The organism is Candidatus Lokiarchaeum ossiferum (assembly GCA_025839675.1).
Classification (GTDB): Archaea; Asgardarchaeota; Lokiarchaeia; order Sigyniarchaeales; family Promethearchaeaceae; genus Lokiarchaeum; species Lokiarchaeum ossiferum.
The window spans coordinates 4966113-4988933 of sequence record CP104013.1 but is presented as its reverse complement, the minus strand read 5'-3'; the positions used below and the strand labels follow the sequence as shown (position 1 = coordinate 4988933).

19 protein-coding genes are annotated in these 22821 nt (G+C 29.9%); 13 read left to right on the top strand and 6 right to left on the bottom strand.

Going from position 1 to position 22821, the window contains the following annotated elements; all coding sequences use genetic code 11:
• Positions 1–558: 558 nt before the first annotated feature.
• Positions 559–2346: a right-handed parallel beta-helix repeat-containing protein gene (locus tag NEF87_RS21390; protein ID WP_457917424.1), complete on the bottom strand. Its 1788-nt coding sequence runs from the start codon at positions 2344–2346 to the stop codon at positions 559–561.
• Positions 2347–2617: 271 nt separating this feature from the next.
• Between NEF87_RS21390 and NEF87_RS21385 the strand changes: the two genes are divergently transcribed.
• The 8 genes from NEF87_RS21385 (at position 2618) to NEF87_RS21350 (ending at position 14994) form a co-directional block, all read left to right on the top strand.
• Positions 2618–3634, top strand: a complete 1017-nt coding sequence (locus NEF87_RS21385) for a glycosyltransferase family 2 protein (RefSeq protein ID WP_457917423.1) — start codon at positions 2618–2620, stop codon at positions 3632–3634.
• 222 nt (positions 3635–3856) lie between these two features.
• Positions 3857–7450 carry a hypothetical protein gene (locus tag NEF87_RS21380; RefSeq protein WP_457917422.1) on the top strand — a complete coding sequence of 1198 codons (3594 nt, stop codon included), beginning with the start codon at positions 3857–3859 and terminating at the stop codon, positions 7448–7450.
• The gene (locus NEF87_RS21375) at positions 7447–8520 is read left to right on the top strand and encodes a glycosyltransferase (RefSeq protein ID WP_457917421.1); all 1074 of its coding nucleotides are present in this window, start codon (positions 7447–7449) and stop codon (positions 8518–8520) included. The genes NEF87_RS21380 and NEF87_RS21375 overlap by 4 nt, the downstream gene beginning before the upstream one ends.
• A gap of 8 nt (positions 8521–8528) precedes the next feature.
• Positions 8529–10028, top strand: coding sequence for a lipopolysaccharide biosynthesis protein (locus tag NEF87_RS21370; RefSeq protein WP_457917420.1), 1500 nt, complete (start codon positions 8529–8531; stop codon positions 10026–10028).
• 106 nt (positions 10029–10134) lie between these two features.
• Positions 10135–11142: a glycosyltransferase family 2 protein gene (locus tag NEF87_RS21365; RefSeq protein WP_457917419.1), complete on the top strand. Its 1008-nt coding sequence runs from the start codon at positions 10135–10137 to the stop codon at positions 11140–11142.
• Between the two features lie 136 nt (positions 11143–11278).
• The gene (locus NEF87_RS21360) at positions 11279–12676 is read left to right on the top strand and encodes a phenylacetate--CoA ligase family protein (RefSeq protein ID WP_457917418.1); all 1398 of its coding nucleotides are present in this window, start codon (positions 11279–11281) and stop codon (positions 12674–12676) included.
• Between the two features lie 21 nt (positions 12677–12697).
• Positions 12698–13813: a glycosyltransferase gene (locus NEF87_RS21355; protein ID WP_457917417.1), complete on the top strand. Its 1116-nt coding sequence runs from the start codon at positions 12698–12700 to the stop codon at positions 13811–13813.
• Between the two features lie 5 nt (positions 13814–13818).
• Entirely contained in the window at positions 13819–14994 is a 1176-nt protein-coding gene (locus NEF87_RS21350; RefSeq protein WP_457917416.1) for a glycosyltransferase family 4 protein, read from the top strand.
• Here the strand turns inward: NEF87_RS21350 and NEF87_RS21345 are convergent.
• Complete coding sequence (locus NEF87_RS21345; RefSeq protein WP_457917415.1) at positions 14986–15822, bottom strand: glycosyltransferase family 2 protein; 837 nt, start codon at positions 15820–15822, stop codon at positions 14986–14988. The two genes, NEF87_RS21350 and NEF87_RS21345, sit on opposite strands and share 9 nt — an antisense overlap.
• Positions 15823–16142: 320 nt before the next feature.
• Here NEF87_RS21345 and NEF87_RS21340 point away from each other — a divergent pair, with 320 nt between their 5' ends.
• Positions 16143–17174, top strand: a complete 1032-nt coding sequence (locus NEF87_RS21340) for a Rab family GTPase (RefSeq protein ID WP_457917414.1) — start codon at positions 16143–16145, stop codon at positions 17172–17174.
• A gap of 36 nt (positions 17175–17210) precedes the next feature.
• On the opposite strand, the gene NEF87_RS21335 is transcribed toward NEF87_RS21340, so the two are convergent.
• Both NEF87_RS21335 and NEF87_RS21330 read right to left on the bottom strand, forming a co-directional pair.
• On the bottom strand, positions 17211–17852 hold the full coding sequence (locus tag NEF87_RS21335; RefSeq protein WP_457917413.1) for a CDP-alcohol phosphatidyltransferase family protein: 642 nt from the start codon (positions 17850–17852) through the stop codon (positions 17211–17213).
• A 19-nt stretch (positions 17853–17871) separates the two neighbouring features.
• Positions 17872–18111 (bottom strand): hypothetical protein, encoded by a 240-nt coding sequence (locus NEF87_RS21330; RefSeq protein WP_457917412.1) that lies wholly within the window; start codon positions 18109–18111, stop codon positions 17872–17874.
• 157 nt (positions 18112–18268) lie between these two features.
• On the opposite strand from NEF87_RS21330, the gene NEF87_RS21325 reads away from it, so the two are divergent.
• The 3 genes from NEF87_RS21325 (at position 18269) to NEF87_RS21315 (ending at position 20373) form a co-directional block, all read left to right on the top strand.
• The gene (locus NEF87_RS21325; protein ID WP_457917411.1) at positions 18269–18547 is read left to right on the top strand and encodes a hypothetical protein; all 279 of its coding nucleotides are present in this window, start codon (positions 18269–18271) and stop codon (positions 18545–18547) included.
• Between the two features lie 176 nt (positions 18548–18723).
• Positions 18724–19611, top strand: coding sequence for a hypothetical protein (locus tag NEF87_RS21320; protein WP_371803542.1), 888 nt, complete (start codon positions 18724–18726; stop codon positions 19609–19611).
• A 141-nt stretch (positions 19612–19752) separates the two neighbouring features.
• On the top strand, positions 19753–20373 hold the full coding sequence (locus tag NEF87_RS21315) for a Rab family GTPase (RefSeq protein ID WP_457920142.1): 621 nt from the start codon (positions 19753–19755) through the stop codon (positions 20371–20373).
• A gap of 102 nt (positions 20374–20475) precedes the next feature.
• Here NEF87_RS21315 and NEF87_RS21310 read toward each other — a convergent pair whose 3' ends face one another.
• Positions 20476–21267, bottom strand: a complete 792-nt coding sequence (locus NEF87_RS21310) for a hypothetical protein (protein WP_457917410.1) — start codon at positions 21265–21267, stop codon at positions 20476–20478.
• A 114-nt stretch (positions 21268–21381) separates the two neighbouring features.
• Positions 21382–22035 carry a ribulose-phosphate 3-epimerase gene (gene rpe, locus NEF87_RS21305; RefSeq protein ID WP_457917409.1) on the bottom strand — a complete coding sequence of 218 codons (654 nt, stop codon included), beginning with the start codon at positions 22033–22035 and terminating at the stop codon, positions 21382–21384.
• 130 nt (positions 22036–22165) lie between these two features.
• Between rpe and NEF87_RS21300 the strand changes: the two genes are divergently transcribed.
• A complete protein-coding gene (locus NEF87_RS21300; protein WP_457917408.1) occupies positions 22166–22813 on the top strand; it encodes a hypothetical protein in 648 nt (215 codons plus the stop codon).
• Positions 22814–22821 lie beyond the last annotated feature (8 nt).

Here is a 22821-nt window from a genome sequence, read left to right as displayed (position 1 = left end):
AATTTTAAATAACTAGATAATTTTCTAATAAGTTGAATAATTGAGTGCATTTTAAAAGTTTAGAGTTTTCCGTTTTTCTTAGCTTCATTGTGAGGCTTATTATTTTTCTTTTTAAAAATATCATAAATTTAAGGCTTCATGAATTGAGAGCTTCTACATATTCTTGATTTAGTTTCCTGTGATCCCTTGCATTTTGCATCCCTTGATTAAAAAAGCTTTACACCAATCTTTCAGATTATCCTTCATTAGAGATATTTTTCTTTTTTTTCATCTTATCTTTAATCGTCTTGATTGTCCAACAAAAAACCAATGCATTTATCTGGGAATTGGTCTTGTTCTAACTCGTTCCACCAAGTATATATCAATATTTCGTAGGATTTCTTTTTTAATCCAAGTCCATTTTTTTCAGATTCTTCAATTTTGCAGAGAATTCTTTTATTTTAATTTTTTCACATTTTGTGAATTTAGTATAGGCGAATATTTTTTTCTCATCTGAAGTCCTTTGGAATGCAATAAAAATTTAAGGATTTAAACTAATTCCATAATAAAAAGAACACATCACTTTTCCATTTTCTTATCATTAGGTCCTTTTTTAGTCCAATCCTGAAATTGTTTATCAAGTAGCCCAATGAAATTGGAGAGAATTTCCATTTCAATAATGCCATTTTCTATTTTAAAGGGGATGATTCGACTCCATGAAACAAGATTTAGCAATAATTCTTTTTCACTAATATTTAATAAAGACGCTAGGATTGGAATTTCTATTTTTCTTTTTTCATTTAAAATATCTTTAAAATTCCCCAATAGATGCTTTTGAGTCGAGATATGGATTTCATGATCAGAGGAAATTTGAGGTTGAATATTTGCTTTGATATCAAGTTCCGGTGATAATAATTTGGTTTCGATCCTATTTCTCGGTTCTAGCTCTTCTATTATAGGCGAATCAGAGACATTATCATTAAAAATAGACTCTATTTCCCAATTTTCCATATTATTATTCTCCACTGTTTTATCTAGGGAATATTCTAATTCTTCCACTTCTTGATTATTCAGATTTTCGTTGCTTTGGTCTTTTTTGGATGAAACAAGTGAAATTAAAATGAAAATCACAAAAAATGTAGTGAATATTAGAAATAGTTCAACCCATGAGGGACGACTTTCTTCAATAGATTGAGAAATAGATGAAGACGAAGTGTTAGATGAAGAAGTAGAAGTAGATGGAGGTGTAATAGTGGATGAATCACTTGTAATTATGGGATCTGTTTCAGGAGGTATATCATCACCGTACCCGATGATTCCTTCATTACCTTCAAGAAAAAGATTTATAAAGGAGAGTAAATGAATCCCAAAACCATCGTTATCAGTAACTAAGTTAAATGTTAGGGAACTTTCCATTGTATGATCAACACAAATCCCAGAATCAAGATTGAACCGTATGATGTTTCCTGTTATATTGAAGAAATCAGAATAATAGAGTAAAATTCCCATTCCACCATTTTCGTAGATATAATTATTCTCTATATGTGCTTTTTGTGATTCATGCAAATATATAGCACTAATCCATACAGATTTATTAATTTGATTTGAAGTTATGATATTAGAATGAGATCTTCTGATATCAATCGCGTGTTCCATATAGATATTGCTTATTTTATTTGCATTAAGTATATTGTAATGAGAATCAAAAAGACATATGCCTTTACGATACTCTAAATCTTTAATTTCATTAAATTGAATTAAATTATTGTCCGAATTTTGTAACCAAACACCCCCAGTTGCAGAATTCGCGCGATTAAATTCATTATAAGAGAGAGAACATTCATTAGAATCATTAAAATAAATTCCCGCTTGTGAAATCACATTGTTTGTAATATTGATGATAGTAGACTTGAATAGCATCACGGCATAATAATTGCTGGTAAAATGATTGTCATGAATTAAGATATTACTTGAATTGCTTAAATAAATTCCAAATTTACCGTTGTCAAAACCATCTTGAATATCGCATTCTCTTATGATTAAATTCTTAGTTATATTCTGTATAGAAATACCGTGAGATGAAGTAGCATCAATTATATAATTTTCAATGATATATGGTGATGAAGCTGAACCCTCCCCATTTAAACCGTTATTTGCAATAAAAATTTCCAATTGATCATTTCCTTGAATTGAAATGGAAGAATGAATTTCTTGAATGAAATTGGGAGATTTATCTTTTAACTCAGCAGGATTAATTTTAATTGAATTATTTTCTAAATTATCGCTCTTTCCCATCCAGAAAATAGCCATGGAAAGGAAGATAATTGAAATTATTGCAATAGGAAGATTCTTTTTTAAAGTTTTCATGATTTGCCCTTTTATGATTTCCTATAATTTATGTAAAATTATTGTTTTTTAATTTTTTCTCATTTTGTGAATTATTATAAGAGTTTTTTTTCTCTTCTTAAATCCTTTGGAATGTAATAAAAATTTAAGCATTTTAACTAATTTCATACTCAAAATTCACTTTTCTCTTATCAGAGAATTTGCTCTATTGAATTTCATTGAAAAATCAATTTTAATTAGGAAAAGAAAAACTTATAATTTTATTATTTGAGAAGGATTATGATAATAGAGCATGAAAAATGAACCACTAATATCCTTTGTAGTAGTAGGATTTTATCAAGACAATAATTTCATTAAATGCATGCAAACTTTAACCACACAATTATATAATAATTATGAGATCGTTTTGGTGTGGAGCAAAAAAGATCCGATACTAAACATTCAATCCTATTTAACTGAGAATAAGCTCAATACAGAAAAGATACGTATTTATGGATTTGAAGAGAATTTAGGATTTTCCATTGGATATAATATAGCAGTAGAAAAAGCAAATGGTGATTATGTAATAATTATAAATCCAGATGTTGAAATATCCCCTAATTTCATCGAAAAGTTGTTTAATACATATTTGCGATTAAAAAGAGAAAAAAGAACGGAAAAAATAATTATTGGTCCAAGAATTTGCAATCCTACAGGGATTTTAGAGTTTTCGAGAAGAACAATCAATTTCTTAGGGTTTTCAAATCCAGATTACTCTAAAACAAGTAAAATCCGCAGAACGATGATTACCTCAGGATGTTGCTTCTTGATAGAAAAGCAATTATTTCAAAGACTGCATGGATTTGATGAAGAATATTTCATGTATCACGAGGATATCGATTTTTCAATACGAGCATCAATGATAGATTGCATGCAATATGTGGACAATTCAATAAGATTACTCCATCTGAAAAATGATGAAGGATATAAATTAGGTAAATTCAAATACTTTTATCATGAACGCAATCGATTAATGATGTGTTTAGAACATGCACAAAATCGAAAGAAAATGTTATTAGTGCAGTTGTTATTTGAGCCTTTTCATTTGGTTTTCGCAATTGGCAAAGGATTTTTGAGAGAAAGAATAAAAATTTTTCAGTATCTTGTCAAAAATATGTTGAAAATATGGCGATCAAAGGAAAAGCAAAATAATATCTTCGATAATTACTATAGTATGGAAGGGATATTCAATGAAGTGGATTCTAAATCAATAACATTCAGATTCCTCAATTTTTATGCAAAGTTGCTTTTTTATCTTTATAAACTTTAGATAAAATGGTTAGCTTCATGAGGTATAAACTTTTTTAAAAAAAGAGCAATATTAATTTTAAGAGGAATCAAGAAATTGTCAAAGATTTCAAAGAACAAATTTTCAATCATTTTCATCCTTTGTGGCTTCTTTTCACTTATAATGGTCTGGCTGGTCGGATCTCCTCTAAAGTATATTTATATAATTTTTCAAACTTGTTTTATTGTATTCTTTCATTTTTATTTGGATCCCTCGTCTTTTCTAAATCGAACATACCATTTTAAGAGGGTTTCAAATAGATATCTTCAATTTATCAAGTATTTCCTTATAATATCCATCCCAAGTATTCTTCTTTCATTTCACATTTTTAAAGTATATCCAACCGTCATATCTGGAATATTATCCTATCTTGCAATATCAGTTATTCCCGGAAATTTAATTCTTCAACTAATTAAAAAGCATGCAAAATTTACGAGAATTCAATCATTCTTGATATTACTCTTTGTTAGTTATATCTTATCTGGTCTTATGTGGCTATCGTTAATTTGGATGGATTTTTCATTAAGAACAATTATTTTTATTTTACTTCTGTTGCTTTGTAGTATATTTTCGACTTATGTTGAATTTTCAAATCAAAAAAAAGCAGAGTCCATAAATGATCCCAATTCAAAAATAGAATTGAAAGTTGCAGAATTAACCGGTTTATTACTGATTATTGGTTTTTTTATATCTATTTATATTGTCTTATATCCAAACATCGCCCGAAGTGTTTCAGCTGATATTTCTCGACATTTCGGTTGGAGTGTCATTTTGGGAAAAAAACCTTCGGAATATCGGATGCCTTATCTCCTTGCAAATTTATATGAGTCGGCTTTTATTTTCATTTCAAATTCCACTTATTTAAAAATCAACACTATCCTCATTTTTTCAAATTTAACCCTTATTTTATCTTTTTATCAATTTGCATCGGTTTTATTCTCAAAATTGGATTATAGAATACCAATGTTTGCAACATGGTTATTTTTCAGCAATAATAGTGGAGGAATAGGGTTTTTTTTTGTAATAATTTTAAAAGTTTTAATTCCTTCGATATCGCAAACCTTTCTATACGGTGTGACAAATGCGGTTACCTATTTCTCAATAAATTCTCTATATGGATTGTGGAATGTGCCTTCCATTATGGCCTTTAACATGCTTTTGTTTCTATTTTCCATAATATTGAAATCCATCAAAGACGAGACTCAGAATAAACAAATCTCAAAAATTCAAGCATTTTGTAACCATTTGATAGTTGCTCTATTGTTTGTTGGCATTTTTCTTACTCATATCGCGGAAGGAATTCTATTTTGTGGGTTTTTAGGTATTTTAAATATCATACCAAAATTAAAAACCACAAAAATTAATCATACAATAATAATCTCTCTCGGTTTTCTTACACCAATTTATATGATCTATTCACTCATTTCATCAAGTTTCTTTGACTATCTTATAGATAATAAGGTACTCTTAATAATACTTGGTTTAATTTTATTTTTGGTCATAACTGAATTTGTTTCAAGAAAATGGTTAAGAAAATATGAAGATAAAATTCAAAATACTCTAGAATTACCGGGATGGGATGAAAAATTTATCAAAATGTTAAAAATCATAACTACACTCTATGTTGTTGGTATGATTACGGCAGGAATGTATGCTTATTGGTTTAACGCCTACTTACTTAATTCAAATTCCATCCTACCATTATTTACATATTCATTTAAACTGGGATTTACGGGTTTATTTGGGTTATTAGGAATGTTATTTTTGTACAAAGAAGGAAAAATGAAAGCAGAAATGATCATTATATTCATATTCGTTCTTTACGCATTTTTATTTGGTCGATTCGTATCTTTCATTAATGTTTTTATCTTTTCTACGGGGTATTATGAAAATCGGTTTTTACTATTCATTTTTCTTGGATTATGTCTAATTGCACCATATGCAATTATAGATTTCCTAAAAGATATTCAATTGAAAAGTAGTTGGAAAATAAATAAGAAGACTTTCATTTCAACTTTATTTTTAGGAATGATCATAACATCAAATTCATTAATGGCAGTATTCAACATTGAAAACGAGACTTTAGATCGTTTTCAATCAGAATATCAGCTTACTGATAACGAATTGGAAGCTGTGGATAATCTAATTAAAATCGGGAATACGGATGTTAATTCTTGGGTAGTTACTTTGGAGAGAAAATCACAAAGAACAGTGTATTCGGCAGGGTATGCAAATATGTATCAATATAATGATAAATTATACAATGCCACAACACCAGATATGGATCTGCGTTATTTATTTAAGTCAACAGAAGTTGAACATCCCTACATCTTTCTTTCTTCAAATGAAAGCATATCATTGGCAAATCGCTCGAGCAGTTTTCTTCTTGATTATATTAATTCTCAACAAATTTTATTTCAAAATGCAGAAATTGAGATCTTTAATTCAACCAAACCATCTTTTCCTTTAATTAGAAGTGAAAATGCGCTCATCTTACCTTCGAATGAGGTTGGAAACTTTTCAGATCAATATCTTGGATATCTTTTCCTATCGCTTTCGTTCATCAACTACTCAGCATATTTGAGTTCTGATTCACAAATTTATGATAAAAAAACAATAATCCTTCCAACTGATCCCTTAGAACTCGAACCAAATATTACAAATTTTGGCGAAATGTCACGATTCATGGATTTTGTTAACAACGGAGGAGATCTAATAGTATTAAATACTCAAGAAGACGGTTATTTTTCCGATTTCTTATTCTCAAATGAAAATTCCACCATTAGCTCAAATATTATAGAAAATAATCAAAGTATTTCGATAAATCTACCAACTGAAATCTCAGTTCCACAAAAAAAATTATTGACACTAGAAAATTTAACAAAAATATGGAATTTTAAAGCAGGAAATAATGAAATATCTCCATATATGATTGAAAAAGATTTAGGCTTAGGAACAATATCATATTTGAATTTAGTTCCATTTTTACAAGCTTTTGATAAATTAAATGAATCATTTTATGAAGAATATAATTTTTATGAAGAACTGTTTCAAATGGTTAATTTAACGAAGATGACAAATAATGATTGGAATGACCAGTATATTGGAATGGCAGATCAAATTATAATTGATGATCCTGAAATACAAACGGATGTCATTTTATTTCCGCAAGATATGATTTTTGATGAGATTATAATACAATATAATAATAAAACTTCAGAATCCTTTTCAAATTTGTCGAATTTAGATTTAAGATCATCAAATTTTACAATTTTGGGGACAGAAATGAATTTGTCTACCGGAATTAGCTATTATATTGAAAGTTTCTTTACTCAAATTGGCATTAATTTCCAGAATGCATTGGATTCTGTAATTTCTTTCGAGAATCAAAATAAAACTCATTTGTTTACAAGTATTGAAAGTATACAAATTAATTCAGACCAATCTTATTGTTACATAAGAGAACCTGAAATTAATGCAAAAAAAATGCAATTCATAAATTGGCGAAACAGTTTTTATGAGACATCGTCTGAATTAAGAAACCGTATATACTTAGGAAATATAAAAACAACGCTCGATCTTGGGGATCCGTTTATAATTATACGAAATATTGAAGTAATTCAAGGAGAAATGGAAGAAATCGTTTTCAATGAAAATGAAACTAATGAACGAAATCCATTTTATGATGATATTCATGCCCTCCCTTTCTATTTATTGTCTGCAATAATATTAGGAGTAATTTATTTCTGGTATCAGAAAATTGAGAATAAGCGAAATAATATGGATGTGAGGGAGTGAAAGCACTATTTTTTGGTTCCTATCATCAAAATTATTCAAGAAATAGAATAATTTTGAAAGGATTACAAGCAAACTCAATCGAAGTAATTCATTGTAACATTTTCAATGTAAGGAGTTTCAAAAGAAAATGGCTGCTTCTTAAAAAAGCATTAAATGAAGAATATAACATCATATTTATTGGATTTCCAGCAAGTATTTTAGCAATGCCCATAGCACTTTTGCTCAAATGTGTAAAGAGAAAGAAAATTGTTTATGACCCGCTGATATCACAATATAATACTAAAGTAAACGACTACCATATGTTTCCGAAACATAGTCTACGTGGAAATATCTTGCGATTTGTTGAAAACCTATCGTTTAATATGGCCGATGTACTAATATCGGACACCAAGATCCATGGAAATTATTTTTCAGAAGAAATTCAAGTACCAAAATCAAAAATTCACAGAGTTTTCGTTGGTTCTGATTATGAAAAAGAAAATAGCATTTCAAAATCAAAAACTCAACATTTTCAAGTTACTTTCTTTGGTAGCTATATTCCATTACAAGGAATACCGATTATATTCCAAGCTGCAAAAATTTTGTTAAATCAAACTGAAATCCATTTTAAAATAATCGGCGGAAATCCAAAAAAGATTCTGTTCAGAGAAATGCTTGAATTCAAGTTAAAAAATAATTTAAACAATGTAGAAATAATTCCTTTCATGCAAGAAACTCAATTGATCAATGAATTGAATAGAGCGGATATCATTTTGGGTATTTTTGGTAATTCTATTAAGTCTCAGATTGTAATTCCAAATAAGATTTATGCTGCAATAGCATTGGAAAAGGCAATTATATCATCCAATCACCCAGCAATTCGGGAGTTATTCACAAACGGACATAATGCAATACTCTGTAAAGCGGAAGATCCAGAATCACTTGCAAATTCAATTCTTACTTTATATACAAATTCAATATTGAGAACCAAAATTGCTCATGAAGGATATAAAACATATCTTCAGTATTGTACGCCAAAAAAAATAGGAAATCAACTAAAGAAAATATTCAGAGAAACTTTGCAAAAATAGATGATAATATGAAGGATAAATTTATAATTAGAATGATTTTTCAGGTAGGACTTCAGTTTCTAAACATCTTTGCGGCCTACTTTTTTGCAAAATACTTGTCATTAGAATTAATGGGAGTTACTGGAGAAGTTTCGAGTTATATTGGAATATTCACTATGTTCTTATCAATTGGAATTGAATCCATTTATATTCAACATAGTGGAGATTCCAATTTTGAATCTTATTATTCAAATTTTATGTTTATTAAATTGTCCATTATATTTTTATCATTTATTTCTCTCTTATTTTTCATTTTCTTAATTGATTTTCAATATAAAGGATATTTCCTGCTCATTTCTTTAACTGAATTAATAACAAAATATTCAATTGTTGTAAATACTCACCTCAGAGCAAAATTGAAAATATATAAAGCCGAAATTCCAAGTTTTGTAATTGGTTTTTTGAACGCAATAGTAAAAACAATTATCTCGATCAATTTAAACAAATTTTCGAACCCATTAATAGTATATGGTGCGGTATCACTATTATTTGCTGGAATTAATCTATTTTTTACACTTTACATATCTAAAGGAGAAAGAACTCGAACGAAAATCTCTAAAAGTAGAATTTTCCAGCTGTTGAAAGAAACTAAACCACTCATTTTTACATCTTTAATTCTAATCTTCAATGATAATATTGGAAATTTAATAATTGATCACTTTTATGGAACAGAACAATTTGCTTATTATTTTTTCGTCAAATCATTTATAATCGTAACTTTAACCACCGTGACACTATCGATCGGTGTAATATACGAGAGTTATTTTGCGAAATGGTTTGTCAACAATAAATACAAAGAAATTCAAAAAATGACACAGAAAATCGAAAAATATTCTGCGATTTTTTATTGTGCGGTGGCAATCCTCACATTATTAAATGCAGAAATCGCTTTCCAAATTTTTTTACCAAATTATATAGATTCCATCCCAATTTTGCAAATCTTAGTTTTTATTCCATTATTCAGCAGTTTGAGTCGGCCTTACAATAAGCATTTGTATGCAGGGAAGAAACAAGGAGTAATTTCAAGATATCTTTCCATAAGAAGTGTGTGTTTTTTAATCCTAATTGTGATCATAATTCCGGAAAACATATGGGGGATAAATTTGCTTGGATTTGGAGTAATTGGTTATTGTTTTTTAAATTTGACGTTCAATATCATTGATTATGCATTTTATCGATATTTTTCTAAAAAATATTTTGGTATTGAAGGTGAAAACAAATTATTTTTCATATTACCTCTTTCTTTCTTGACATTTTTAATCAGTTATCTACTGAAATACTTATTAATCGAAGTTATTGAGTCACAACTCATTCTTCTTGTATTATCTTCGCTAATATCATTTATTTTTTTTATTATAAGCTTAATAATATGCCATTTTATTAATAGGGATGATATTTCATTCTTTTTGGATTTATTCAACTTAAAAAATTATAAAAAAGGATTAAAAGATGAGTTTTCTATGAAATAATTGTTTGGGATCAATTCATGGGAAAATAAATAGTAAAACGATGTCAAGTAGTAGTTCAAGTAATAAATGAAAAAAATTAATTTTGAATAAAGAAATAAATAGGGTAATGGAAATTCTCATGGAATATCCACTTATATCAGTTATAATTCCGACCCATAACAGGTTTAAACAATTGAAACGAGCCATAAAAAGCGTAATTCGTCAAAATTATCCATCTACTGAAATAATTGTCATAGATGATCATTCAGATTATAGTGTACAAGAAGAATTAGGCATTTTTAAAGAAAAAAACATCATTTTCCAAAGTTTAAAAGGTAAACATGGAGCACCAGCAGCAAGGAATTTAGGAATAAAACTAGCTAAGGGAAAATATATTGCATTTTTGGATGATGATGATGAATTTTTCCCAAATAAACTCATGAAGCAATATCAAATTTTCAATATGAATTCTCCTGAAATAGGCATAGTTTATTGCGGTTTTATCAAAAAACTCGAATCAAACCAAATTATTTATGAGAAAAAATTGCCTGCCCAAATAAAAAACCCCAAAAAAAAAATATTAGAAACTAATTTTATAGGCAGCTGTAGTTACCCCTTGATTAGAACAAAATATATCCATGAAGTAAATGGATTTGATGATAACTTAGATTCAGCACAAGATTGGGATTTGTGGATAAGATTAATTCAGAAATATAAAATAAAATTCGTTAATGAACATTTAGTTAATTATTATATTCAAAATCAAAGTATTTCATCAAATTATTTTAAAAAAGTGAGGGGTATTTTGAAAATTCTAATAAAAAATTATATTCAATATAACAAATATCCTGAAATTCTCTCTTATCAATTAAATAATTTAGCCTTTAGATTATTAATGAATAATAGTTTAAAATTAGCCAATAAATTTTATTTTGCATCGATCGCAATCCAATCCAAAAGATTGGAAAGTTATATTTTCATATTTATCAATTCTTTTTTACTAAAGCCTTTCTTTTGCTTGTTTAAAGAAAATTTATTGCTATTGGCTGTAAAATACTTAAAAAAAAAAAAATTCCAAGTTGGATGGTTAATTCCCAATATAAAATATTTGAATAGTATTCACATAACCTCGTAATCTTGTAATATGAATCTGAAATTTCTCATTTGGTTCAATCCAGGATATTTTAAGATAGTATCTTTTTTTTTTGAATTGTGAAATAAAATTCATCTAATAAATTTTAAGTCCATAACTTAATTTAGAATAATCAAAAATGGTTTCAAATAATTCAAGCTTCGATCTCATTCAATCCAATTTGAGGAAGAAAATGATGCACCTCTATAATAATAATCTTTTTAAAAAGCAAAATTATTTGAAATATCTCAACATTTTAAATCAAACCCAATATTATTCAGAACAAGAAATATATGAATTAAAATATGATAAAATAGTAAAATTATTGCGTTTCTGTTCTAAACATAATCCATTTTATCAAGAACTTATTGAGCGATTAAAAATTCGAATTTCCAATATTAAAGATATTGAATCTTTTGAAGAAATTCTTCCTATAATAACAAAAAGCGAAATTCAGAAAAATTCTCACAAATTGCACTCCAAATTTATTGCTTATCCTCCTGAATATCAAAATTCCACAGGTGGTTCCACAGGAAACCCCTTGAATTTTTTTCAAGATAGATATTATCATACTTGGACATTTGCTGATCGATTAAGACACTTTCAATGGTGTGATTGGCACTTATGGGAAAAAAAGGCATATATTTGGGGATCGCATAAAGATTATATGAATTTTAAGGATAGAAAACTTCAAGGATTTCGCGAATTAGTATCTGGAGAGATTTTTTTAAATTCTTTTAGTATGGATCAAAATAAAATGCAATCTTTTTACAATAAACTTACCAAGTTCCAGCCAAAAATATTAATAGGCTACGCAAATGCACTTAATACTTTTGCTCAATTTTTGGAAAAAAATAACTTTGATTGCAGTCATTTTAAATTTAATATTCAATCTGCCGCAGAAAATTTATACCCCGAAATGAGAAACACTATTGAAAGAATGTTCCAAACGAATGTATTTAATAGCTATGGGAGTAGAGAGATATCGAGTATTGCACATGAATGCAAATATAAAGATGGTTTACATATTAGTGAAGAGATACGACATGTTGAAATAAAAAAGGAAAAAGAAAACTCGGAAATTGGGCATATTATTCTCACAGACTTAGTTAATTACACGTTTCCATTTATAAGATATCAAAATGAAGATATTGGTGAGTTTTCAAATCATAAATGTAAATGTGGAAGAAATTTAAAACGTTTGAAGACAATACACGGTCGTAAATCAGATTTTATGCCGACACCTTCAGGAAAACTCGCACATAGTTTATTTTTTACATTCCTTTTCTACCATCAGACATCAATTTTAGATTTTCAGGTCATACAAGATAGATTGGATCATATTCAAATAAATTATGTATTTAATCAGAATTCCACCCAAGAAAAATTAAAAAAACTAAAAACTAAAATTATAAAAATCATAAAAAAGGACTTAGATCATCAACTGAATGTATCTTTTAATGAGGTTAAATCTATTCCTTCTCTGGCTTCTGGAAAACGAAAATGCATTATTTCCAATTTAGATTTTTCCATCTGAAATGCCTAGGAGTTTCACGCAATGCATATCGTAATATTAATTCCAAATACGGATGAAAATTTGGGCAAGAATTTAAGAATTGGTGGAGCGGAGAAACAAATTTTACGTTTGCTTCCAACTTATGCAAACCACAAGGAAATCAAGATTGATTTAATCACAAAATATACCAAGTATATCCCACATTCCAATAATATCATTATTCATCAGCTTTCAAGCAATTCAATTCTTTTTGTTATCCAAACCTTTTTCAGATTATTTTCCATCAATAAGAAACAAGAAATCACAATTTTAAATCCTCATATTTTAGGGATTACTATAATTCCATGTATATTCTTCAAAATGTTTGTAAAAACCCAAATAATGACTAAAATCAGTGGTGAAATTTATCAATTGATCAATACAAGAACTAAAAATCATTTGATTAAAGCTCTAGATAAAATTTTTGTAAAATTTTTGATCGAAAATTCCAATCATTTTCAGGCATTGAATAATAGAATAAAAGAAGATTTACAAAGAAACTACAATGTTCCTACCGAAAAAATCCATTTGATTCCAAATGCAATTAATCTGGACGACTTTAAATACATAAAAAAAATGAAAAAAATAACCCGTTTTGGTTATGTAGGAAGACTTGAGAAGGTCAAGAATATCTTTTTGATGCTTGAAGCGTTTGAGATTGTTCTACAGAAAAATTGTGAAATTACACTCCAATTATATGGATTAGGCACATTATATAATCAAATTGATTCATATATAAAATCAAAACAATTGGAGAATGTTATAAAACTTAAAGGATTCCAAACCAATGCTCATGAAATATATTCAAGTTTTGACTGTTTTATATTACCTTCGGAAAGTGAAGGGTTAAGTAATTCTTTACTTGAAGCAATGGCCCTTGGAATTCCAGTAATAGTATCAAACATTGCAGGAAATATGCAATTAATTAAAAATCACAGAAATGGATTGGTATTTCAAGTAGATTCTGTGAAAAATTTATCCAATAATATGGAAAAATATATCAATGATCAAAATTTTGCAGAAAAAATGCGTGAAAGTGCGAGAAATGATATTGAACTAAATTATTCTTCGAAAGAAGTAATCAAAAAACTATTGATCATCTATAAGAGGATACAGTAAAAATAATGGCAAAAATAGTAATTCTATCAGGAGATTTTCCCCCACACTCTAAAGGTACAGGAAAAAGTGCTTATAGATTAGCTAAATACTTAAATTTAAAATATAAACACGAAATTTCAATTATAACGGGGGATCGTATGCATTCCTTTAATATTTCTCCAGTAAGAGAAATACTACTCCCCTTTTTTAAAAAGGATTATGTTGAAATTGGTTCCAAGTGGAAAATTTATCGAATGCAAGTTCCAAAAGTACCTCTATTTCAAAATCTGGTTCATTCAATAAAAATTTCAAAGTATTTAAGAACTGAAAAACCAGATTATATATTCATAATATCCCCGGCGATATATTACTCACCAAAAAACATACCCTATTCAATAAAAAATGGAGGCTGCAATTATATTGCTAAAATTTCAAATAATTCTTTAGATTCGCCTTACCAGTTTTACTTTAAACTTTTTTACTTTCTAATTTATTTTTTAGAAAAAAGATTGTTTCAAAAGGCTGAAAAAATAATATCGGTGTCAAAATTCGAATCTTTAGTCGTTTCCAAATATTACAATATAGAAAACACGAAATCAACCCATAGTCCTAATGGAATTGAAAAAATGGATGAGAATCCCCCTATTTTATCTCGCAAGGGAATAAAATCAATACTTTTTGTAGGGTCACTAACGGAATTAAAAGGAAGTGAAATTTTAATAAATGCTTTCCATGAAATTTCTCAAAAACATATAGATTTAACATTCAATATTGTCGGAGATGGGCCATTATATCATTCCATATTAAAATATATTAAAGAAAATAACATTACTCGGATAAAATGTCGAGGTTATTTACCAAGTAAAGAAATTGTGAAATATTATAGACAAGCGGATTTGATAATAATTCCTTCTTTATATGATGGCTGTCCAAATGTGTTGCTTGAAGCATTCGGATTTAATATCCCAGTTATCGGTAGTAATGTCGGGGGAATTAAAGAATTGATAGTTCATGAAAAAACAGGGGTTTTAATTAAACCCGGAAATTCTTGTGAAATAGTCTATGCGGTTAATTATTTATTGCAAAATGAAGGAATTTACGAAAAGATTAAATCGAATATTTTGAAAAAGAAAAAAGAAATGACATGGTTTGAGAGAATTGATATCTTTCAAAATATAATCGAAGAAAGTGAATCATTTTAATATTTTTGTTCGAATTTTTTGATATACATTATCGAATTTCTTAAATCGCAGAGACAGGATTACAAAGAGAATTTTCATACTATCTTTTAAGATATTCATATGGGATTCTCGAGTATTCAAGCCAGTATCGATCGGTATTTCTACAATTTTAAAGTTGTTGAGTATATAAAACAAAGTCATTTCTGTTTCAATTTCGAAACCAGAATATGTAGGTTTATAAAGTTTTGCGATATCAGGGGCAAAAGCTCTAAACCCGCATTGAGAATCGGTGATCCATCTTCTAAAAAACGTATAAATTAAGAAGGAAATGAGATTATTTCCTGCTTTACGGAAATAGCTATGTTTCTTTTGGTTTTTTAAATAGGAACCCGATAAAGTGATACTTGAATTTCTTGGTAAAAAACGAGAACCAATTACACAGTCTGCTTTTCCTGTCAATATGGGATCTATTAATCTAGAAATATCTTCTGGAATGTGTTCTCCATCTCCGTCTATCATAACAACAATTTCTTCTTTTTTACTCTGTAAGATTCCCCTTCTCATAGTTTTTCCTTTACCAAGATTTTGATGATTTTTTTTCAATGAGATGTTCAAATTGGAATTTTGTAATATTTCATATGTTGAGTCAGAACTGCCATCATCAATGACAGTGATCCTAAATTGGTAGGGATACAACATTAAAGATGATTCAATGCGCCTAATTACTGAGATGATAGAACGAGATTCATTATATGCAGGAATGATAATATGAAGAGGAGGATAATGTTTATGATTGTTAAAAATTCCATTAGAACTTAAGGGAATCTGGGTTGAAATAATTTGTTGCATTACGATCTATCTCTGTTGTTATATAGATTCTTGTTGTGGTGATATAAAATATTTATGAAATCAATTATTATCCAAAAAAATAGATAGCAATTTATTTTGTTTTTGCTTTTTGAGGGCAGTGTTTCCACTTATAATTTTTAACATTTTTATGTAATTTTCAGTATTTGTTTCAAAAATTATTAAATCTCATCATTTTAATTTCTGAATCCTAATATTGAGTTAAAACGGAAATTTAATTGACTCAAGTCGTGATAATTGGTTAAGAAAACATTTATTAACTGAAAAAGAAATAGTTGATGCATCAAGAAAAGGGAAAGATAATGTCAAAAATTAATGAAAAGTTAACTATTCTCTTCCAAAACTTCTTCAAAACATCCTCAAATAGATTATTGGAGATCCATTTATTTGAACGTGATGGAACCTTAATTCTCAACCAGATAAAACACGAGGAAAATACAAATACAGAACACAATATTTACGGATCAGTTGCGAATAGTGTAGAATCAACACTAAAACAAATCTCACTTGAATATCCTGGATCTTTCGGTACAGGAATGTTTGAAACAGAAGATCATAAATTTATATTCACAGAGGCTGGATCAAAAGCAATTTTACTCTGTGTATATGAACACGATCCAGAGATAAATGATGAAATGCCAAACATTTTCTTGATTACAGAAAAAATAGTTCAACTTATGGACAATTCTGAAGAAAAAGTAGCTCTTTCTATCCCCAATCTAAATGTGGGAGAAAAAACACATACAATTTCAAAGAGTAAATTTCAGAATTTTGAGGAGAAAATCTCGTTTCAATGTACAGAAGATGAAAAATTGGTGTATAAATTTTGTGTTTTAGGGGATCAAGCCGTAGGAAAAACGAGTTTAATTCAGCAATTTGTCACCAATCGATATCAAAAAGAGTATAAACCAACATTGGGATTTTCCATATCCAATCGGACCAATAATTTACAGGGATTAAAAAATAAAGTCGTAGAATTCATAATTTGGGACATTGCAGGACAAAAAATTTTTCATCGGGTACGAAAAACATATTATTCTGGAGCACGAGCCGCGTTTATTTTATATGATATAACAAGACGAAACACTTTTGAAGAACGGATAAAATATTGGCTAGAAGATATTCGTTGCATAGTTCATGATGCACCGATTGTGATTGTTGGCAATAAATGCGATCTTGTTGAAGAAAGACAAGTAACTGAAGAAGAAGGAAGACTTCTCGCAAAAGAATTAAATTGCTTATTTATTGAAACTTCGGCAAAAACGGGAGAGAATGTTAAGGATCTATTCTCTTTGATGGGAATCGAATTATTTTTTGAAACGAAAGCAGAATGAAAATAACACTCCTCTGAAATTGGATGTCAAGTAATATCATAACTTTTTTTCAATAGACTCGATGAATTGTTGATATTTTATGAAACGATAGATGGCGGTAGTCAAAATTAAAACGAAATAAGTGATTATAAAAATAAGAAGGCCAATATGAAAAAATCCCACAATCATACTTGAGAGAAATAAGTAAAACAATCGTTCCGAACGACCCATTAAACCAATATTAGAATCAAAGTTAATTTTTTCCCTTTTTCCAATTAATTCTAACCTGGCTCGAGTGTAGCTAATTAGAAAAGAAAATAATAAACACATCCCAATTAAAAGAACGCTCCAAATTTCAGGAATATCAAACAGCAAATCCATTTTTACTAATAAGGCGGAATAAATTATTCCTTCAGACAAGCGATCCATGGAAGAATCAAAAAACGCCCCAAATTTGCTCTTTCGACCAGTGAGTCGAGCTATAGCCCCATCGACACCATCCATCAACCCAGTAATAAAAATCCAAATCCCATACCATAGTAAACTCTCCCATAAAATCAAAGACAAAGCACTCATACAGGCACAAAAAAGCATCAAAAGAGTGGCAATATTAGGAGTGACTTGTAATTTGATAAAGCCTTTGGCCATAAAGTTGACTACAGGGGCAAAAATTTTACGGAGGCGGAAACGAGAAGGCATAAAAAATCCCAGAAAGGGGTTAATCGGTGATCGATTCGTCAGAATCATCTTGCACTAAGCGGAAAGTCCCCTTAGCTTTACTGAGGTCATGTTTATCTTCAGAGATTTTTTCAACAGCAAATTGAATGTCCTCATCGCCTTCCATAGCGATCTTTAGAAAATTCATCAAGCCCAAATGTTTGGAGGGGGGGACTTTAAACTTCAATTGCACTTTCTTTCCATGCTTAGTTGTGGTTTCAAAAACGAGTCGGAATTTCACGATGCATCCCATTGCGCAGATATTTATATTTTTGAAAAGCATTAAATAATTAATAACTTTTGGTTTTCCGCTTTATTCACTTGAAGTAATTTCGAAGAATGGAGCAAGTAGGAAAACTCATAAACACAAACAATGGTTATTTGATGTGAACAAGTAAATGGAAACGAAAGAAAATAAGCTGAAAGTGTATAAATTTCAACAAAAGGGGTGGATACAGACGGAACAATTGCTAAACGATGATATCGCAATAGTGGTCGATCAAACACAGAATCGGATCTATTTTTGGTCGGGAAAAAAATCCAAACCTCAAGCGATTGAAATGGCGAAGAAAAATTTACTCATAAAAAAGATTCAATACTCCAATTACCAATATCGGAACAATCAAGCAGAGTTTCCTTCGCCTATAATGGAGGAAATTACAAAAAGTTTGAAATAAGACATGAACGATAGGAAAAATCGAAATTGCGTCTTTTTATTTCATAGAAAGGGGAGTAATTGTTTATGTCGATAATGTATTATCCCATTTTCACCAAGAATAGGAAATATTCCAGAAATAAAAGCTTTAAAAGCTTCTTTATTTAATTATATCACTAACTTCAAATCCGGTCTAAAATGCTCATCTTAACTTACTTCAATCCCATCATCGGACCCGACATCCTTTACAGCGTCCCAAAAAATATTACGGATATTGTGTCAGAGGATGATATTAACCAGATTAAACGGTTGATGGATGCAGCAACTCCGGGCTTTTTCACCCATGCGTTTTCTGCCGAACTTAATACCGCAAATTATTTCTTCATGATCCCTTCTGCGTGGGCGCGGGGAAAGCAAGAGATGGTAATGATAACCAAGATAATTGAAGAAGAATCCCCCAATTTTAATTCCTATGAACATGAATTCAAAGAATTTGTGAAAATCATTAAGGAAAAGCGAAAAGAGATTTATAAAGCCCTCTATATCAATAATCCCCCGTTAAATTACGAGGAAGAAATTAAGGGAGAGTTCGAATACCTCACCAAGGAATTTGAAATATTGGCTAAGTTTTTTGCCATTGGACAAGCCCAAACCCACGGAATATTGGTTCCCTTTCAAGATCTTCGCAAGAAGCAATCTTTACACCTACCTATCAAGATAGTCCGAGATCTCGAATCTTTTATTGAAACCCGCAAAAATTATTTTGTTGTTTTTCAAAAACGGAAAGAAAATTTTAAGGTAGATATTATCCCTTACGATCAAGAACGGGTAGTGAAGATTGCGGTTATTTTCAATGGGCAATTAAGTCCAGATACATTGAAGGAAATTAGTATAGTCTTTCAAGAACTTCAACTTCCGTTTGTTTACACTTCTGGGATTTGTCAACAGGGGGGAAAATGTATCTATGAGGTTTATCTCAATCCGCTGAATTTTGATAATTTTGACGAGACCAAGGAACGATTACGCCAAATTCGCGATGTGGATGAGATTAAATTGATCGAAATTGATTTGTTGCATGAGAACTAAAAGAAGAAACATGAAGGGAACAAAATAAGCTCTTTTTTAAACTACTATTTAATATCCAACTATTTTCAATCCTCTTTTAAAAAAGCTTTTATTGACAGAAGGGTTAGAAAATGGATTATTTAATACTACTAAAGAAAATAAATATATTATAGAAAAAATCTAACTATTGATGATTACAGCACAAACAGAAATTATGAGGAGATAACCATTAGCACACAGCGAAAACAATACAAGTTCAAAATACCCTTATTCGGAAGCCAAAATGTTGGAAAAACCAGTTTAATTCTCAGGTTTATTAAACATTCTTTTTCCTTAGATCTCAAACAGACAATCGGAACGAATTTCCTTATTAAAGATGTTGAAATTGAGGGAAACGATATCCGTCTGATGATTTGGGATATTGGCGGCCAAGCGCAATTTTCCACGATGCGAAACATTTATTTTAAGGGAAGTCAAGGGGCCATTGGAGTATATGACATCACAATGCCCGAATCATTACTTAGATTACCAGGATGGACCACCACCATGCAAAATGCAGCTGGAAATATACCATTGATCGTAATTGGAAATAAGATAGACATTGCTGAGGAAGAGAGGCGCGTTAATCGGGAAGAAGCAGAGGATTTAACCAGTCGATTAAATGCAACCCACATTGAAACTTCAGCCAAGGATGGGACAAATGTGGAAGAAATGTTTATGGAAATCGCCCGTCAATGTTATGAGAATGCAAAGCGGATTGAAGCAGACCAGAATTTCGAATAAGAATCAGATATGGATTAGTTTTTTTTGACCTTTTGGTAAAAACCCAACCTTCGAGAATTTTTATGTACTGTAAAAGGCTAAATTATTAATTGTTTATAAAAATTAATTAATAACGAGTTTGCTTCCTTTTTTCTTCCTAATAATTATGTTCAAGATAGAATACCCTAAACTTACCCCCATTATTGAAGAAAGTATTTCTAGCCGTATTTTAAATGTATATTGCCATCCAAAGTATTTGGGAGGATGATACTCACCTTCACCAAGAAGTTCTAAAGAAAATATGATGATTTCATGGCAATTATTATCATAAAAAAAGAATTTTGCCAATGAATCAGTTGAATTTTGATTATAATAGACAATCTGATCATCTCCCCTTCCAATATCCACTGACCACCACAATCTTAATCCATTTGTGAGATTTACCACATAAAAATAAAATTCAACACCCAATACTAGCATACCGTTAATGTCGTGAGTTTTAAAGCTGGAGCGTTCTTCAAAATACCAGCCAATAGAAGTTGAGGGATCAGAACTATAACCAAAATAATGCGAATCAGGATCTCCATAATCAACACCATAAATGGAATAATTCCAAGGGTAGGATGTGGTGATGATTTCTTCATCAGTTACTTCATTCTTTATTATCAATGCAGAGGTATGATTTAATGGGTTTTCTCGAGAAAAAGAGTATAAACAATCATCAGAATAAGTAAAATTATCAATAGAATTATTTAAGATTATTTTCTGGAAAGGTGTTTGATAGTGTCCATCAGGTCTGTAGTTATAATTTAAATTCTCAATGCATGAAATGGATGGAAAAAAATTGACAATAAAGATACTAACCAAGAGTATCCAGTAAATCTGTTTTTTAACATTTCTTCTTTTTGATTTCATGATCTTTATTTATTAAAAACAAAAATGTTTATTAAAATGTTTTTAAGATTCTTGTTGGATCGATCCCTATTTATAGATGGAACTTGAGATTAAATTACACTTGATTTTTAATATTTAGGAATTTTCATGTAAAATACCGATGGGAATGGAATAATCTTCACACTTGAACACATAAGAACCAGCCACCACCACATCACAACCGGCTTTTTTAACCCTTTCAATATTTGAATCTTTTATTCCTCCATCCATCTGAATTTGAAAATGAAATTTTGAGGGATTTTTATTTCTAAGCGAAGAAAGATAGGACACTTTGTCTAACATTGATTCCATAAACGATTGCCCTCCCCAACCAGGTTCGACGGACATTATAAGAATTAGATCAATTTGATCAAGATAGGGATCCAACACATCGACAGGAGAATTCGGTTTTAGGGATATGCCAATTTTTTTCCCCGCTGCTTTCACACGGGAAATAATGTCATCCAATTTGGATGTGGCTTCATAATGAACAGTGATTAAATCAGCTCCAGCGTCCAGAAACGAATCAAGGAGGTTTTCCGGATTCACAATCATTAAATGGACATCAAAAATCTTAGAAGTGCAAGAACGCACTTTTTTGATAATCGGAGCACCAAAAGTCAAATTTTGGACAAATTGTCCATCCATGACATCTAAATGGATCCAATCGGCACCGGCTTGATCAACATCACGGATTTCTTGGCCTAATTTACTGAAGTCTGCGGCTAATATGGAGGGGGCAACCAACATTTTCTTAAGGATCTAGAAGGAGGAGCAGTCTTTAAAATTTCATACTTGGATAATTAATTTTTTTGGGAAGCACGCTTTTAAACCAATGATACTCATTTTCATAGAAGCTAAATGAAAGGGAGGAATAATTATGGAACAAAATCATCCGTTAAAACCCATATTCGTACATTTACGAGAGCATCTTGATGCCATGGATCTCATTCGTGAAAAACTCTTACCTATCCAACGCCAAACGGTACGATGGTGCAGTGAAATTATTAAAAATGTACATCGGGGAGAAATTTCCTCAATCCCTGCAAAAATCGAAAAAGCCAGAAAAAACTTACTTGTTATGCAACAATTGCTCGATGACGCCCCCGCATCATTTTCCAAAGATTATATCCAAATTGTGAAACAGGAATTTGGAGAAGCAGTAATTTTGTACAATCTCGTAGTTAACGATAGTTTTCCAAAACCAGAAGAGTGTAGCATCGAATTAACCGACTATGCGTTTGCATTAGCAGATGTTGTAGGTGAATTACGTCGCTATGTATTGAATTGTATAAGAAACGAAAATCTCTCAAAGGCCTTATGGGGATTGTCTCACATGGATGAAATTTATTCATATTTATTTACACTTGATTATCCTAATGGTCTTGTTCCAGGATTACGGAAAAAAACGGATATGGCGCGGAATATTTTAGCTAAAACTGAAGGAGATGTAACCGTTTCAATAAATATTATCAAGTTAAATTCAAATTTGAGATTATCTCAAAAAGATGAAGTAAGCAAATTATAAAGATGGTA

Coding starts and splice junctions, on each gene's coding strand:
- NEF87_RS21340 (WP_457917414.1), top strand. CDS start 16,143: ATGTCAAAAATTAATGAAAAGTTAACTATTCTCTTCCAAAACTTCTTC.
- NEF87_RS21350 (WP_457917416.1), top strand. CDS start 13,819: ATGGCAAAAATAGTAATTCTATCAGGAGATTTTCCCCCACACTCTAAA.
- NEF87_RS21310 (WP_457917410.1), bottom strand. CDS start 21,267: ATGAAATCAAAAAGAAGAAATGTTAAAAAACAGATTTACTGGATACTC.
- NEF87_RS21390 (WP_457917424.1), bottom strand. CDS start 2,346: ATGAAAACTTTAAAAAAGAATCTTCCTATTGCAATAATTTCAATTATC.
- NEF87_RS21385 (WP_457917423.1), top strand. CDS start 2,618: ATGAAAAATGAACCACTAATATCCTTTGTAGTAGTAGGATTTTATCAA.
- NEF87_RS21345 (WP_457917415.1), bottom strand. CDS start 15,822: ATGCAACAAATTATTTCAACCCAGATTCCCTTAAGTTCTAATGGAATT.
- NEF87_RS21320 (WP_371803542.1), top strand. CDS start 18,724: ATGCTCATCTTAACTTACTTCAATCCCATCATCGGACCCGACATCCTT.
- NEF87_RS21370 (WP_457917420.1), top strand. CDS start 8,529: ATGAAGGATAAATTTATAATTAGAATGATTTTTCAGGTAGGACTTCAG.
- NEF87_RS21360 (WP_457917418.1), top strand. CDS start 11,279: ATGGTTTCAAATAATTCAAGCTTCGATCTCATTCAATCCAATTTGAGG.
- NEF87_RS21300 (WP_457917408.1), top strand. CDS start 22,166: ATGGAACAAAATCATCCGTTAAAACCCATATTCGTACATTTACGAGAG.
- NEF87_RS21325 (WP_457917411.1), top strand. CDS start 18,269: ATGGAAACGAAAGAAAATAAGCTGAAAGTGTATAAATTTCAACAAAAG.
- NEF87_RS21335 (WP_457917413.1), bottom strand. CDS start 17,852: ATGCCTTCTCGTTTCCGCCTCCGTAAAATTTTTGCCCCTGTAGTCAAC.
- rpe (WP_457917409.1), bottom strand. CDS start 22,035: ATGTTGGTTGCCCCCTCCATATTAGCCGCAGACTTCAGTAAATTAGGC.
- NEF87_RS21365 (WP_457917419.1), top strand. CDS start 10,135: ATGGAAATTCTCATGGAATATCCACTTATATCAGTTATAATTCCGACC.
- NEF87_RS21355 (WP_457917417.1), top strand. CDS start 12,698: ATGCATATCGTAATATTAATTCCAAATACGGATGAAAATTTGGGCAAG.